Genomic DNA, 13,365 nt, shown 5'->3' on the forward strand with positions numbered 1-13,365 from the left:
CCCTCGCCCGCCACAGCACCGGCCGGCGATGCCCCCGACCGATCACGCGCACGAACCCGCATGAGCCGACTACCCCGCGCCGTTTCCGCGCCCCGCGCGCCCTGGCTCCTGATCGTGCCGAGTCTCGTGCTCGCGCTCTTCATCATCAGCTATCCGATCTTCAACATCGTGTATCAGTCGCTGCACGATGTGTCGCGCTTCGGGCAGATTCGCGACTTCAGCGGCCTGCAGAACTTCTATAACGTGTTCGGCGACCCGGTGTTCATGAGCGCCCTGAGGAACACGCTGATCTGGACATTCTTCGTCGTGGTGGGGACGGTCGGGATTTCCGTGCCGGTCGCGCTCGTGCTCAATCAGGACTTTTACGGCCGCGGCATTGCGCGCACGATCGTCATGCTGCCGTGGTCCGTCTCGCTCACGATGACGGCCGTGGTCTGGCGCTGGGCGTTCAACGACGACTACGGCATGGTCAACGTCACGCTGCAACGCCTCGGCCTCGTTTCCGGGCCGATCCACTGGCTCGCGACGCCCGAGTATGCGTTCCCTGTCGAGATCTGCGTGGGCATACTCGTCTCGATCCCCTTCACGACCACGATCCTGCTGGGCGGCCTTTCCTCGGTGCCGGGCGATATCTACGAAGCCGCGCGCATCGACGGCGCAAGCGCCTGGCAGCAGTTCCGCGAGCTCACGCTGCCGCTGCTCAAGCCGTTCATCAACATGGCGGTCCTGCTGAACGTGATCTACGTGTTCAACTCGTTCCCGATCATCTGGGTGATGACGCAAGGCGGCCCCGACGACAGCACGCATATTCTCGTCACGTACCTTTACGAACTCGGCTTCCGGTTAGGACGACCGGGCGAAGCTGCCGCCGTCTCGCTCATCATGCTCGTCATCCTGTTCGCCTTCTCGGTGGCCTACCTGCGCCTGCAGGCAAAACGCGGCGGCGCCGAAGGAGACCTGGCATGAACCGCAAGCTCAAACGCTCGATCTGGTGCTGGCTCGCGCTCTCGCCGCTCGTCGTGGCCGTGCTGTTCCCGTTCGCGGTGATGTTCTTCACCTCGTTCAAGCCGGCTTCGGAAGTGTTCGTGTTCCCGGCACGTTGGCTGCCCATGCAGTGGCGCTGGCAGAACTACGTCGACATGTGGCAGGCCGCGAACTTCGGCGTCGCGCTGCGCAACAGCATCGTGGTGAGCTGTCTTTCCACGGCGCTCGCGCTCGCCGTGAGCCTGCCGGCCGCTTACGCGCTCGCGCGCTTTCCGTTCCGCGGGCGCGGCCTGTACCGCCAGTTCCTGCTCGTCACGCAGATGCTCTCGCCCATCCTGCTCGTGGTCGGCCTGTTCCGGCTCGCCGCGATGATTCCGTACGGCGACGGCAATCTCGTCGATTCGAAGATCGGCGTGATCGTCTCTTATGCGGCGTTCAATATCGCGTTCGCCGTGTGGATGCTGTCGTCGTATTTCCAGACCGTGCCGCGCGATCTCGAAGAATCGGCGTGGCTCGAAGGCTGCAGCCGCACGGGCGCCGTGTTCCGCGTGTTCCTGCCGCTCGCGGTGCCGGCCGTGGTGGTCACGGCGATCTTCACGTTCATCAGCGCGTGGAATGAGTTCGCCGTGGTCTACACGCTGATCCGCTCGCCCGAAAACAAGACGCTCACGGTGCAGGTCACCGACATGGTGGCCGGCAAATACACAGTGGAATGGCAACTCGTCATGGCGGCGACGCTCGCGGCCACGCTGCCGGTGTCCGTGGTGTTCGCCTGGTTGCAGCGCTACATGGTGAAGGGACTCGCACTAGGCGCCGTGAAGTAACAGGAAGTCTCGCGCCTACTTGCTCAGTTCATGGCCGATCACGCCGCCGGCCACGGCGCCGCCCACGGTGCCGACCGCGCTGCCGTTGGTGGCCCGGTTGCCGATATAGCCGCCCGCGGCGGCGCCGCCCAGCGTGCAGGCTCCCGTGCCCGCTGCGGTGAGCACGACGGTGATGACGAGTGAGGCGCGCGCGGCGCTTAAGCGTCGTAGCCAGTTCATCGCCGATTCTCCTGATCGATGGTCCTGGCTTTCATGCCAGCAAGCATCGTGCCGCGCCGGCTTTCAGCCGTGGTGCAGGTGCAGCAGGATCAGCGTGAGCGTGACGAGCGAACCGAGCGTGGAATGCAAAATGGTGCGCGAAGTGACGTGCGCCTCGCGCCGGTAGTACTCGGCGAGCATGAACGGGCCGGTGCCCGTGGGCAGCGCCGCGAGCAACACCGCGATCTCCACGAGCTGGTCAGACAGCCCGAATACGCGATCGGCCAGCCACCACGTGAGCAGCGGCTGCGCGACGAGCTTGCAGAGCGTGAGCCACCACGACGACTCACGCGGCGCCTCGCCGCTCGCGCGGCGTTCGGCGAGAAAGAGCCCGAGGCTGACGAGCGCACACGGGCTCGCCGCGCCGCCCAGCAGCTTGAGGAAGGTTTCCGCGCTGTCAGGCAGCGTGACATGCGCGGCCGAAACGACCGCCCCCAGCGCCGGCGCGACCAGCAGCGGATTGCGCACGAGCGAGCGCACGACCTTGATGGCGAGCCGGTGCGGACGCCGCTCGCTTTGCAGTCCCGTTTCGATCAACACGATGGCGATGGCGAACAGCACGCAGACCACGAGGATCGTCGCGATGGTCGTGGGCGTGAGGCTCGACGGCCCGAAGGCGATCATGCACAGCGGGAAGCCCACGTAGCCGGTATTCGGATACGCGGCAGCAAGCCCGTCGATGCTCGCATCCGCGAGCGGGCGGCCGAGGAACACGCGCGCGCCCACCACGGCGACGAACACGGCGAGCCCGGCAAGACCGAATGCAGCAACGAACGCCGGCTGATAAAGCTCGTGCCACGTTGCATGCGCAAGGATATCGAAGAGCAGCGCGGGAAGCGCGAGCCACACGACGAAGCGGTTCAGCTCGGAAGCCGCAGCGGGGCCGAGGACATTCGTGCGACGGCAGGCGAAGCCCGCGAAAATGAGGCCGAAAACCGGCAGGAGAATGGAAACGGCAGAAAGCATCGGGATTCGTGAATGCAAAGCGCGCGGGAGTGCCGCGCGCCAGGGTCAAACGGAAGACGATCCGTTCCGCTAATCCATCGCCGCGTGACTCGTATCGACGGTGGCGGCGCTCGGGCCGGTGCGGATCAGAAAGAGCAGCGGAATCACGAGCAGCGTCGCCACGAACATCATCTTGAAGTCGTTCAGATACGCGATCATCTGGGCTTGCTGCGTGATCGACTGGTTGAGCAAGGCGAGATCGTACCGCGAACCGCTTTCGAGCATCTGCTGAACCGCCGGATTGAACGGCGTGATGTTCGCGGCGAGGTCCGAGTGCGCGACCTGCGCGCCGCGCGTGACGAAAGTCTGCACGATCGAGATGCCGATACTGCTGCCGATGTTGCGCATGAGGCTATAGGTGGCCGTGCCATCCGCGCGCAGTTGCGGTGTCAGCGTCGAGAACGTCAGCGCGGAAAGCGGCACGAACACGAAGCCGAGGCCAAAGCCCTGCACCACGCCCGGCCACACGATATCCGAGGGCGACAGCACGAGCGTGTACTGCATCATCTGCCAGAGCGCGTACGCGGAGACCACGAAACCGAACAGCAGCATGATGCGCGCGTCCACGCGTTTCAATATACGTCCCGCTATCAGCATGGCGACCATGGTGCCCGCGCCGCTCGGCGCAGTCACGAGCCCGGTGGTCGCGACCGGATAGCCCATGAGGTTCTGCAGCATTGGCGGCAGCAGCGCGCGCGTGGCGTAGAGCACCGCGCCGATCACGAAGATGAAGAGCGTGCCCGTGGCGAAGTTGCGGTCCTTGAGCAGCTGGTAGCGAAAGAACGTGCCGGGCCCCGAGGTGGCCGTATGCACGATGAAGAACGCAAAGGCAATGGCCGCAACCAGCGCTTCGATGCGGATCTCCAGCGAGCCGAACCAGTCGAGCTGCTCGCCGCGGTCGAGCAAGGCCTGCAGCGCGCCGATGGCAAGCGCGAGCGTGGCGAAGCCGAACACGTCGAAGCGTTGCGTGCGGCCCGGCACGCGGGCAGGCATGAAGGTCGAGACGCCGAAGAACGCAAACAGGCCGACCGGCACGTTGATGAAGAACACCCAGCGCCAGTTGTAGCTGTCCGTAAGCCAGCCGCCGAGCGTCGGCCCTAGCACGGGGCCGACCATCACGCCCATGCCCCACACGGCCATGGCCTGCCCCTGGCGTTCGCGCGGATTGATGTCGAGAAGAATGGACTGCGAGAGCGGCACGAGCGACGCGCCGAACACGCCCTGCAAGAGCCGCGAAGCGACGATCTCGCCAAGCGTTTCGGAAAGCCCGCACAGCGCCGAGGCCACGGTGAAGCCCGCAATCGCCACGCCAAGCAGCCGCTTGACGCCGTAGCGGTCGGCGAGCCAGCCCGTGAGCGGCGTGGCAATGGCGGCCGCGACGATATACGAGGTGAGCACCCAGGTGATCTCGTCCTGGGAGGCAGACAGCGTGCCCTGCATGTGCGGCAGCGCGACATTGGCGATCGTGCTGTCCAGCGTCTGCATCAGCGTGGCGAGCATGATCGAGAGCGTGATCATGCCGCGATTGAGCGGGGCTTCCTTGCCGGCGTCTGCCCGATGCTGCGCGGCGGCGCCGTCCTGCATGACTGCGGTCATCGTGCGATTAGCGTGATTGGGGGGCGGAGCGCGTCAAATTAATAAGCCTGCTTTTTATACGACTCGCACCCGCTGACGCAATCGGTATCGCCAGGCAGGGGACGCTCGTGAGAAGGCGCGAGCCGCACGCCCGTATAATCGCGCGATGACTACCGACCTCGAAAAGCGCTTTGGCTTCCTGGTCGTCGACGTGGGCCGGCTCTATGGCAAACGTTACGACGAGCTTGCGAAGTCGTCGCTCGAACTCACGCGCGCGCAGTGCCGCATGATCGCGTACCTCGCGCACTACGGCGACATGAACCAGGCGCGCCTCGCCGAACTGCTGGAAGTGGCGCCCATTTCCGCGGGGCGGCTGCTCGAGCGCATGGAAGAAGGCGGCTGGGTCGTGCGCACACCCAACCCGGACGACCGCCGCGAATTGCTGGTGAGCCTGACGCCCAGGGCGGCAGGCGTGCTCACGGGCGCGCGCCGCGTGGGCGACGAAGTCCAGGCGGAAGCCCTGGCGGGCTTCACGCCTGAAGAAGCCGAGCAGTTCGGCACGATGCTTCAGCGGGTGCGCGCCAATCTCGGCGCGCTGGTGGAACGGTAACCCGCAGCGATAGCTCGCGTTATCGCAGCCGCACGAGCGTGGACTTGAGTTCCGTGTACTTCTCGAGCGCGTGCAAAGACTTGTCGCGACCGTTGCCGGATTCCTTGAAGCCGCCGAACGGGAAGTTCATGTCCCCGCCTTCGTCGTAGCAGTTCACCCAGACCGTGCCCGCGCGCAGCCTGCGCGAAATTTCATGCGCGTGCGTGAGGTTCGCGGTCCAGACGGCCGCCGCGAGCCCATAGTCACTGTCGTTGGCAATGCGCACCGCTTCGTCGATCGTGCTGAACGTGATGACCGACAGTACCGGCCCGAAGATCTCCTCGCGCGCGATCTTCGTGTCGTGATGCGTATCGAACACCGTGGGCTGCACGTAGAAGCCACCACCCTCGGCATTCACGCGTTCGCCGCCGGTCAACAGCTTCGAGTCCTTGCGGCCGGCCTCGATATAGCCCAGCACCCGCTCCAGCTGAATCTTGTCGATGATCGCGCCCATCGACACCTCCGGATCGAGAGGATTGCCAGGCTTATAGGCCTTCGCGGCTTCGACGAGCTTGGCAAGGAATACGTCCTTGATCTCGTGATGCACGAGCAGGCGCGAACCCGCCGTACACATTTCACCCATGTTGTAGAAGATCGCACCCGCCGCCGCACGCGCCGCGCGGTCGAGATCCGGGCAGTCGTGCAGCACGATGTTGGGCGACTTGCCGCCCAGCTCGAGCCACACGCGTTTGAGGTTCGACTGGCCCGCGTACTGCATGATCTGCTTGCCCACGTTCGTCGAGCCCGTGAACGCGATGCAGTCCACGTCGCGATGCAGGCCGAGCAGCTTGCCGGGCTCCCCGCCACCGGGCAGCACGTTGAACACGCCCGCCGGAATGCCGGCCTCGTGCGCGAGCTGCGCCACGCGAATGGCCGTGAGCGGCGACTTCTCCGAAGGCTTGAGCACAACGCTGTTGCCCGCCGCGAGCGCGGGTCCGAACTTCCACGAGGCCATCAGGATCGGGAAATTCCATGGCACGACGGCAGCGACCACGCCAATGGGCTCGCGCGTAACGAGGCCCACGAGATGATGATCGGCGGGCACGACTTCGCCGCCCACCTTGTCGATGGCTTCCGCGAACCATTCCACGCAATAAGCTGCGCCCGGCACATCCACGGTCGTCGTGTCGCCAATGGGCTTGCCTGCGTCGAGCGTTTCGAGCAGCGCGAGTTCGTCGAGATGCTCGCGCATGAGCGCGGCCCAGCGCAGCAGGACGGCCTTGCGCGCACGCGGATTCAGGCCGGCCCAAACCCCTTCGTCGAACGCACGGCGAGCGGCGCCCACCGCGGCATCGACATCGGCTGCGCCGCAATCGGCCACGCTGGCGAGCACGCGGCCGTCGATCGGGCTCACGCAATCGAACGTGCGGCCCGAATACGCGTCGCGATACGCGCCGTCGATGAATGCGCGGCCTTCGATCGAAAGCGTCGCGGCCTTGTCCTGCCAGTAAGTGAAAGTTTTCTTTTCCATCAGGATGCCTCAATGATTTGCGATCCACCTTGCACGCCGCAGTGCAGCGTCACAGGTGAAACGGGTTCGCGCGATCAGGGAGTCAGAAGGTGGGCGGCGAATTGGCCGACACCACTTCGCAGACTTCGTTCGCGCTGGGATTGCGAAACCGGTGCGGGAAGCGGCTTTCGAAGTAGTAACTGTCTCCGGGGTCGAGCAGCCAGGTCGTGCCGTCTACGGTCAACTCGAGTTGTCCGGCGACCACCACGCCGCCTTCGTGCCCCGCGTGCGCCAGCATTTCAGGGCCGGTATCGGCAAGCGGCTGATAGACCTCGCGCATGATGCCCATGTTGCGATCTTTCACATTCGCGCCGGCCAGATAGAACTCGATCGACGCGTTGCCGAGGTTCGGCATTTCGCCGCGCCGCGACACGACTTCTGTCCCTTCGGTCAGGTCGAATGTGAAGAATTCGGCGAGGCTCATCGGAATGCATTCGAGCAGCTTCTTGAGCGAGCCCACAGAGGGACTGACGCGACTTTGCTCGATCAGCGAGATCGCACCATTGGTCACGCCCGCGCGCTTGGCGAGTTCGCGCTGCGACAAGCCATAGCGTTTGCGGACATAGCGCAGGCGCGTGGCGACTTCGGATGACACAGAGGCGGACTCGGACACGATGAAGGACCGTTGGCAGTGAGCGCGCGTAGACAGGGCGCGGTGGACGTGTTGAATATTCTAATCAGTTTGCTTTATTTTGCGTCAGTACAAACCCCTGTAAGTTATTCGAAATATAAGTGTAGGAGCCGATATTTCGCACAGCGTGCTATTTCACAAGACTCTCGGGGAAAGTGCTGACATCAAAAACTTGAAAAAATAATTGACGCCCTTTTTGACTCGTATATGCTGAACTACAAGTCGAACACGACATCGTTTCTGCCGCATTGCAACGCAAAAAGCGCGCTTTATGCGAGAAACATAGCGAGTCGGCGCAGTTTGGAAAGCAATACATCGATGTCGTTCAATGTTTAATGCATTACTCAAATTGGCGACCTCGAGTGCTTGAACCAAACGCCTTTTTCAACGCAACCAGTCGAGTGTTATTGTGAGAGTCCGTGGCCCTCTGGTGAGGTGGGATCGTAGTCATGCGAGGTGTCTTCGCAGTGACTGCACCGCCATCGCCGACGGCAGTAGCGGCAGGCTTGCCTCTCGCCTGTTCCTGTCCGTCTTCACGATCCTTTCCCGCCGCTCTGTGCGGCGTCACAACTCGGTCTCCGCACGCGCCTTCATTGCCGTCCACACGGACGAAGTCGCGTCGCTTCTGCCCTAGCGCCTCTCCCTCCCGCGCCGTTCGTTTTCTTCGCCGTCGTTGGTTCGCGAAGTGTCCTGTCGCGCCTTCGCGATATGGCTGCGCACGCCTGAACACCGTCGCGCCTCACAACGGCAAGAAACGAACCGCCTACATGATCTCCACGCGCAGCGCCATCCGTTAGCGCCGCTGCGCGGAGCACACAGGGTTTGTAGTTTTGCGTCCCGCAAGGCTGCAAGGTCATGTCACGCCCGTAGCGTCGATACATCGCGCACGGGCAAGCAAGCGAATCATTAGTCATGCGAACCAGACCAGTAGTTGGCGTTACTGCCGACCGCACGATGATGGGACCGCACGCGTCACATGTTGCCGGTGAGAAGTACATCGCCGCGGCTGTGGATGGAGCAGGCGCGCTCGCATTCGTGCTGCCCGCCCTGGGCGAGCGGCAGGCTGCGACCGACATTCTCGAAGCCGTGGACGGACTGCTTTTCACGGGCAGCTATTCGAACGTCGAGCCGCATCGTTATGGCGGCGCGGCGAGCGAGGGCGGCACGCTGCACGACCCCGCTCGCGACGCCACCACGCTGCCGCTCATGCGCGCCGCGATCGAGGCCGGCGTGCCGGTGCTCGCCATCTGCCGCGGCTTCCAGGAGATGAACGTGGTGTTCGGCGGCACGCTCCATCAGCAGGTGCACAACGTTGCACGCTACGACGACCATCGCGAGAACAAGGACGATCCGCTCGACACGCAATACGGTCCGGCGCACGCGTTGAAGCTCGTGGAAGGCGGTGTGCTGCAACAGCTTGCGGGCGGCGCGCGCGAAGCCCGCGTGAATTCGCTGCACGGTCAGGGCATCGAACGGCTGGGCGCGGGCCTCGTGGCCGAGGCATTCGCACCCGACGGCCTCATCGAAGCCGTGAGCGTCGCGAACGCACCCGGTTTTGTGCTTGGCGTGCAGTGGCACCCCGAATGGAAGTACGCCGACGACGCACTGTCCACCGCTATCTTCCGCACGTTCGGAGAAGCCTGCCGCAACCGCATGCTGGCTCGAATACCGGGCGGGGCCGGACACGACGTGGCGCACGCGCCGCGCGCCGCCCACGCCTGATGCCGGCCCATACAGAACAGAGAGAAAGATCATGCATGAAATCGACGAATTCCTGAAAAAGCATCACATCACCGAAATCGAAGCCATCATCCCCGACATGGCGGGCATTGCGCGCGGCAAGATCATCCCGCGCAGCAAGTTCGAATCGGGCGAGTCGATGCGCTTGCCGCAAGCCGTGATGATCCAGACCGTGACCGGCGACTATCCCGAAGACGGCAGCCTCACGGGCGTCACCGATCCCGACATGGTGTGCGTGCCCGACCCGTCCACGATTCGCATCATTCCGTGGGCCGTCGATCCCACCGCACAAGTGATCCACGACTGCGTGCACTTCGATGGCTCGCCCGTCGAAATCTCGCCGCGCCGCGTGCTGCGCCGCGTGCTCGAACTCTACGAGGCAAAGGGCTGGAAGCCCGTCATCGCGCCGGAGCTCGAGTTCTATCTCGTCGACATGAACAAGGATCCGGACATTCCGCTCACGCCGCCGATCGGCCGAACGGGCCGTCCCGAAACGGGCCGCCAGGCGTACTCGATCGAAGCGGTGAACGAGTTCGATCCGCTCTTCGAAGACATCTACGAGTACTGCGATATTCAGGACCTCGAAGTCGACACGCTCATTCACGAAGTGGGCGCTGCGCAGATGGAGATCAACTTCCTGCACGGCGATCCGCTCAATCTCGCCGACCGCGTGTTTCTCTTCAAGCGCACGGTGCGCGAGGCGGCGCTGCGCCACCACATGTACGCCACCTTCATGGCGAAGCCCATGGAGAACGAGCCGGGCTCGGCCATGCACATCCATCAGAGCCTCGTCTCGGCGGAAAGTGGCCAGAACCTCTTCACGGGCTCGGACGGCAAGCCGACGGACATGTTCTATGCGTATATCGCGGGACAGCAGAAGTACACGCCCGCGCTGATGCCGATCTTCGCGCCGTACATCAACTCGTATCGTCGCCTTTCGCGCTTCATGGCAGCGCCGATCAACGTGGCATGGGGCTACGACAACCGCACGGTGGGCTTCCGCGTGCCGTACTCGTCGCCGGCCGCGCGCCGTGTGGAAAACCGCATTCCGGGCGTGGACACCAACCCGTACCTCGCGATCGCCGCGACGCTCGCCGCCGGCTACCTCGGCATGACGCAGCACCTCAAGCCCACGGAACCGCTCGTGAGCGACGGCTATTCGCTGCCCTACCAGTTGCCCCGCAACCTGGAAGAAGGCCTCACGTTGATGAGCGCAAGCGAACCGCTCATGGGCATCCTCGGCGAGAAGTTCGTGCGCGCCTACCTCGCGCTCAAGGAAACCGAATACGAAGCCTATTTCCGCGTGATCAGTTCGTGGGAACGCAAGCACCTGCTGCTGCACGTGTAAACGAAAGGAGACATAGCAATGAGCTATCGAATCGACGCCCCCGCCAGCGCGCTGCAGGAAGTGCCGACGACGCTACGCGCGCAATCCAGCCGAACGGCGCGCTCGACGAGCGAGTACCGCGCGCTGGACGCCGCGCATCACATTCACCCGTTTTCCGACATGGGCTCGCTCAACCAGACGGGCAGCCGCGTGATCGTGAAGGCGAAAGGCGTGTACCTGTGGGACTCGGAAGGCAACCAGATCATCGACGGCATGGCCGGGCTCTGGTGCGTGAACGTGGGCTACGGCCGCAAGGAACTGGCCGACGCCGCCTACGAGCAAATGCAGGAACTGCCGTTCTACAACACGTTCTTCAAGACCACGCACCCGCCGGTCATCGAACTCTCGGCGCTGCTCGCGCAGCTTTCGCCCGAGCCGTTCAATCACTTCTTCTATTGCAACAGCGGCTCCGAAGGCAACGACACGGTGCTGCGCATCGTGCATCAGTACTGGCTCACGCAAGGCAAGCCCTCGAAGAAGGTCGTCATCTCGCGCAGGAACGCGTATCACGGCTCGACCATCGCGGGCGGCACGCTGGGCGGCATGGGCTACATGCACGAGCAGATGCCCTCGAAGGTCGAGAACATCGTGCACATCGACCAGCCGTACTTCTATGGCGAAGCGCAAGGCAACCTGTCGCCCGAAGAATTCGGTCTCGCACGTGCGCAACAGCTCGAAGCGAAGATTCTCGAAGTGGGCGCGGAGAACGTGGCCGCCTTCATCGGCGAGCCGTTCCAGGGCGCGGGCGGCGTGATCTTCCCGCCCTCGACCTACTGGCCGGAAATCCAGCGCATCTGCCGCAAGTACGACATCCTGCTCTGCGCCGACGAAGTGATCGGCGGCTTCGGCCGCACCGGCGAATGGTTCGCGCATCAGCACTTCGGCTTCGAGCCCGATCTCATCACGATGGCCAAGGGCCTCACGAGCGGCTATGTGCCGATGGGCGCAGTGGGCATTCACGACCGCATTGCGAAGGCGCTCATCGAGAACGGCGAGTTCAATCACGGCCTCACATACTCGGGGCATCCGGTCGCCGCCGCCGTGGCCGTGGCGAACCTCAAGCTGCTGCGCGACGAAGGCATCGTCACGCGCGTGAAGAACGACACCGGCCCGTACTTCCAGCAACGCCTGCGCGAGACGTTCGCCAATCATCCGATCATCGGCGACATCTCGGGCGCGGGTTTGGTGGCGGGCCTGCAGCTCGCCGAGGACCCGAAGGCGCGCAAGCGCTTCGCGAATGGCGGCGAGGTGGGCACGCTGTGCCGCGACTTCTGCTTCAACGGCAATCTCATCATGCGCGCCACGGGCGACCGCATGCTGCTCTCGCCGCCGCTCGTCGTCACGCGCGGCGAGATCGATGAAATCGTGTCGAAGGCGAAGAAGGCCATCGACGCAACTGCGCAACAACTGGGTCTCTCTTAACGCGACTTGTCCACGGCGGGCGGCGCAACGGGGTGCTGGGCCTCCCGCCGATCTTCATCTTCAGGGGAAAGCAACATGAGTGTTAGTCATCTTCGTCATGCGGTCGCGATCGCGGCCCTCGCTGCGTGTGCCGGCCTCACGGCCCTTCCCAGCGAGCCAGCGCACGCGGCCGACGGCGATCTGAACGTCTACAACTGGTCCGACTACATTGCGAAAGACACGATCCCGAACTTCGAAAAAGAAGCGGGCATCAAGGTCAAGTACGATAACTACGACAGCGACGACACGCTGCAAGCCAAGCTGCTGGCCGGCAGCTCGGGCTACGACATCGTCGTGCCCACCTCGAATTACATGGCCAAGCAGATTCAGGCCGGCGTCTACCAGAAGCTCGACAAGTCGAAAATCCCCAACCTCGCGAACCTCGATCCCGTGCTCATGCACATGATTGCCGACGCCGACCCGGGCAATCAGTACGGCGTGCCCTGGGCGTTCGGCACCGACGGCATCGGCTACAACAAGCAGGCCGTGGAGAAGGCGCTCGGTCCGAACGCGCCGGTCGACAGCTGGGCACTCGTGCTCGATCCGCAAAATCTCTCCAAGCTCAAGGGCTGCGGCGTGTCGTTCCTCGACCAGGCCGTGGACGTGTTCGCCGCGACGCTGCAATACATGCACAAGGACCCCAACAGCACGAACCCGGCGGACTATCAGGCCGCATTCGAAGTGCTGAAGAAAGTCCGCCCGTACATCACCCAGTTCAATTCGTCGGGCTATATCAACGACCTCGTGAACAACGATATCTGCGTTGCCGTGGCATGGTCGGGCGACGTCGGCATCGCGCACCGCCGCGCCGAGGAAGCCAAGCGCTCGTACGACGTCAAGTTCTCGAACGTGAAGGAAGGCGGCCTGCTGTGGTTCGACGTGATGGTCATACCCAAGGACGCACCGCACCCCGAAAACGCAATGAAGTGGATCAACTACATCTCGGATCCGAAGGTCAACGCGCAGATCACCAACGAAGTGTTCTACCCGACGGCGAACAAGGCCGCGCGCCAGTTCGTCACGCCGGCAGTGGCGCAGGACGCGACGGTGTACCCGTCGGAAGACGTGCTCAGGAAGATGACGCTGATGAAGCCGATGCCGGCCGACATCCTGCGCCTCGAGAACCGTCTGTGGGCCCAGTTGAAGACCGGCCACTGACACGCTGATTCCCCCTGAAGGAGACAAGAAGGAGACGACGCGGAAGAGGGATCGCTCGACCCCTCTCCGCCTGAAGTGCGCAATTCCGAAGTCAGGCAGCGCAGCGCCGCCCCCCTTTTTTGACGACGCGCGCGAGCCTTTCCCGAGCTCCGTTCGCAGTACTAAATCGCGAGTCGCGCCAGC

General features: G+C 63.7%; 13 protein-coding genes. 8 read left to right on the top strand and 5 right to left on the bottom strand.

Annotation, left to right across the window (positions count from 1 at the left end; all coding sequences use genetic code 11):
* Nucleotides 1-60 precede the first annotated feature (60 nt).
* Together AB4Y40_RS16715 and AB4Y40_RS16720 are read left to right on the top strand one after the other, a co-directional pair.
* Nucleotides 61-966, top strand: a complete 906-nt coding sequence (locus AB4Y40_RS16715; protein WP_368688651.1) for a carbohydrate ABC transporter permease — start codon at nucleotides 61-63, stop codon at nucleotides 964-966.
* Complete coding sequence (locus AB4Y40_RS16720; RefSeq protein ID WP_324140996.1) at nucleotides 963-1,808, top strand: carbohydrate ABC transporter permease; 846 nt, start codon at nucleotides 963-965, stop codon at nucleotides 1,806-1,808. The genes AB4Y40_RS16715 and AB4Y40_RS16720 overlap by 4 nt, the downstream gene beginning before the upstream one ends.
* A gap of 15 nt (nucleotides 1,809-1,823) precedes the next feature.
* On the opposite strand, the gene AB4Y40_RS16725 is transcribed toward AB4Y40_RS16720, so the two are convergent.
* The 3 genes from AB4Y40_RS16725 to AB4Y40_RS16735 form a co-directional block, all read right to left on the bottom strand.
* The gene (locus AB4Y40_RS16725; protein ID WP_368688652.1) at nucleotides 1,824-2,027 is read right to left on the bottom strand and encodes a glycine zipper 2TM domain-containing protein; all 204 of its coding nucleotides are present in this window, start codon (nucleotides 2,025-2,027) and stop codon (nucleotides 1,824-1,826) included.
* 63 nt (nucleotides 2,028-2,090) lie between these two features.
* Entirely contained in the window at nucleotides 2,091-3,032 is a 942-nt protein-coding gene (locus tag AB4Y40_RS16730) for an AEC family transporter (protein WP_368688653.1), read from the bottom strand.
* A gap of 69 nt (nucleotides 3,033-3,101) precedes the next feature.
* Complete coding sequence (locus AB4Y40_RS16735; protein ID WP_368688730.1) at nucleotides 3,102-4,589, bottom strand: DHA2 family efflux MFS transporter permease subunit; 1,488 nt, start codon at nucleotides 4,587-4,589, stop codon at nucleotides 3,102-3,104.
* 223 nt (nucleotides 4,590-4,812) lie between these two features.
* Between AB4Y40_RS16735 and AB4Y40_RS16740 the strand changes: the two genes are divergently transcribed.
* The gene (locus AB4Y40_RS16740; RefSeq protein ID WP_342919094.1) at nucleotides 4,813-5,256 is read left to right on the top strand and encodes a MarR family transcriptional regulator; all 444 of its coding nucleotides are present in this window, start codon (nucleotides 4,813-4,815) and stop codon (nucleotides 5,254-5,256) included.
* A 19-nt stretch (nucleotides 5,257-5,275) separates the two neighbouring features.
* Here the strand turns inward: AB4Y40_RS16740 and AB4Y40_RS16745 are convergent, their stop codons facing one another.
* On the bottom strand, nucleotides 5,276-6,766 hold the full coding sequence (locus tag AB4Y40_RS16745) for an aldehyde dehydrogenase (RefSeq protein WP_368688654.1): 1,491 nt from the start codon (nucleotides 6,764-6,766) through the stop codon (nucleotides 5,276-5,278).
* 82 nt (nucleotides 6,767-6,848) lie between these two features.
* Nucleotides 6,849-7,400 (bottom strand): cupin domain-containing protein, encoded by a 552-nt coding sequence (locus AB4Y40_RS16750; protein ID WP_368688655.1) that lies wholly within the window; start codon nucleotides 7,398-7,400, stop codon nucleotides 6,849-6,851.
* A 445-nt stretch (nucleotides 7,401-7,845) separates the two neighbouring features.
* Between AB4Y40_RS16750 and AB4Y40_RS16755 the strand changes: the two genes are divergently transcribed.
* The 5 genes from AB4Y40_RS16755 to AB4Y40_RS16775 all read left to right on the top strand — a co-directional run bounded on the left by AB4Y40_RS16755 (nucleotide 7,846) and on the right by AB4Y40_RS16775 (nucleotide 13,182).
* Nucleotides 7,846-8,070 (top strand): hypothetical protein, encoded by a 225-nt coding sequence (locus tag AB4Y40_RS16755; RefSeq protein ID WP_236596917.1) that lies wholly within the window; start codon nucleotides 7,846-7,848, stop codon nucleotides 8,068-8,070.
* A 278-nt stretch (nucleotides 8,071-8,348) separates the two neighbouring features.
* A complete protein-coding gene (locus AB4Y40_RS16760; RefSeq protein ID WP_368688656.1) occupies nucleotides 8,349-9,158 on the top strand; it encodes a gamma-glutamyl-gamma-aminobutyrate hydrolase family protein in 810 nt (269 codons plus the stop codon).
* A gap of 31 nt (nucleotides 9,159-9,189) precedes the next feature.
* Nucleotides 9,190-10,524: a glutamine synthetase family protein gene (locus AB4Y40_RS16765; RefSeq protein WP_133185707.1), complete on the top strand. Its 1,335-nt coding sequence runs from the start codon at nucleotides 9,190-9,192 to the stop codon at nucleotides 10,522-10,524.
* 18 nt (nucleotides 10,525-10,542) lie between these two features.
* Nucleotides 10,543-11,985, top strand: a complete 1,443-nt coding sequence (locus AB4Y40_RS16770) for an aspartate aminotransferase family protein (RefSeq protein WP_368688657.1) — start codon at nucleotides 10,543-10,545, stop codon at nucleotides 11,983-11,985.
* A 75-nt stretch (nucleotides 11,986-12,060) separates the two neighbouring features.
* Nucleotides 12,061-13,182 (top strand): polyamine ABC transporter substrate-binding protein, encoded by a 1,122-nt coding sequence (locus AB4Y40_RS16775; RefSeq protein WP_368688658.1) that lies wholly within the window; start codon nucleotides 12,061-12,063, stop codon nucleotides 13,180-13,182.
* Nucleotides 13,183-13,365 lie beyond the last annotated feature (183 nt).

The sequence above is a fragment of the Paraburkholderia sp. EG287B genome (assembly GCF_040965595.1).
Classification (GTDB): Bacteria; Pseudomonadota; Gammaproteobacteria; order Burkholderiales; family Burkholderiaceae; genus Paraburkholderia.

Bases quoted from the DNA above. Each gene is read 5' to 3' on its own strand.
- AB4Y40_RS16760 (WP_368688656.1), top strand. From the start codon at position 8,349: ATGCGAACCAGACCAGTAGTTGGCGTTACTGCCGACCGCACGATGATG.
- AB4Y40_RS16720 (WP_324140996.1), top strand. From the start codon at position 963: ATGAACCGCAAGCTCAAACGCTCGATCTGGTGCTGGCTCGCGCTCTCG.
- AB4Y40_RS16740 (WP_342919094.1), top strand. From the start codon at position 4,813: ATGACTACCGACCTCGAAAAGCGCTTTGGCTTCCTGGTCGTCGACGTG.
- AB4Y40_RS16725 (WP_368688652.1), bottom strand. From the start codon at position 2,027: ATGAACTGGCTACGACGCTTAAGCGCCGCGCGCGCCTCACTCGTCATC.
- AB4Y40_RS16770 (WP_368688657.1), top strand. From the start codon at position 10,543: ATGAGCTATCGAATCGACGCCCCCGCCAGCGCGCTGCAGGAAGTGCCG.
- AB4Y40_RS16765 (WP_133185707.1), top strand. From the start codon at position 9,190: ATGCATGAAATCGACGAATTCCTGAAAAAGCATCACATCACCGAAATC.
- AB4Y40_RS16745 (WP_368688654.1), bottom strand. From the start codon at position 6,766: ATGGAAAAGAAAACTTTCACTTACTGGCAGGACAAGGCCGCGACGCTT.
- AB4Y40_RS16715 (WP_368688651.1), top strand. From the start codon at position 61: ATGAGCCGACTACCCCGCGCCGTTTCCGCGCCCCGCGCGCCCTGGCTC.
- AB4Y40_RS16775 (WP_368688658.1), top strand. From the start codon at position 12,061: ATGAGTGTTAGTCATCTTCGTCATGCGGTCGCGATCGCGGCCCTCGCT.
- AB4Y40_RS16735 (WP_368688730.1), bottom strand. From the start codon at position 4,589: ATGATCACGCTCTCGATCATGCTCGCCACGCTGATGCAGACGCTGGAC.
- AB4Y40_RS16730 (WP_368688653.1), bottom strand. From the start codon at position 3,032: ATGCTTTCTGCCGTTTCCATTCTCCTGCCGGTTTTCGGCCTCATTTTC.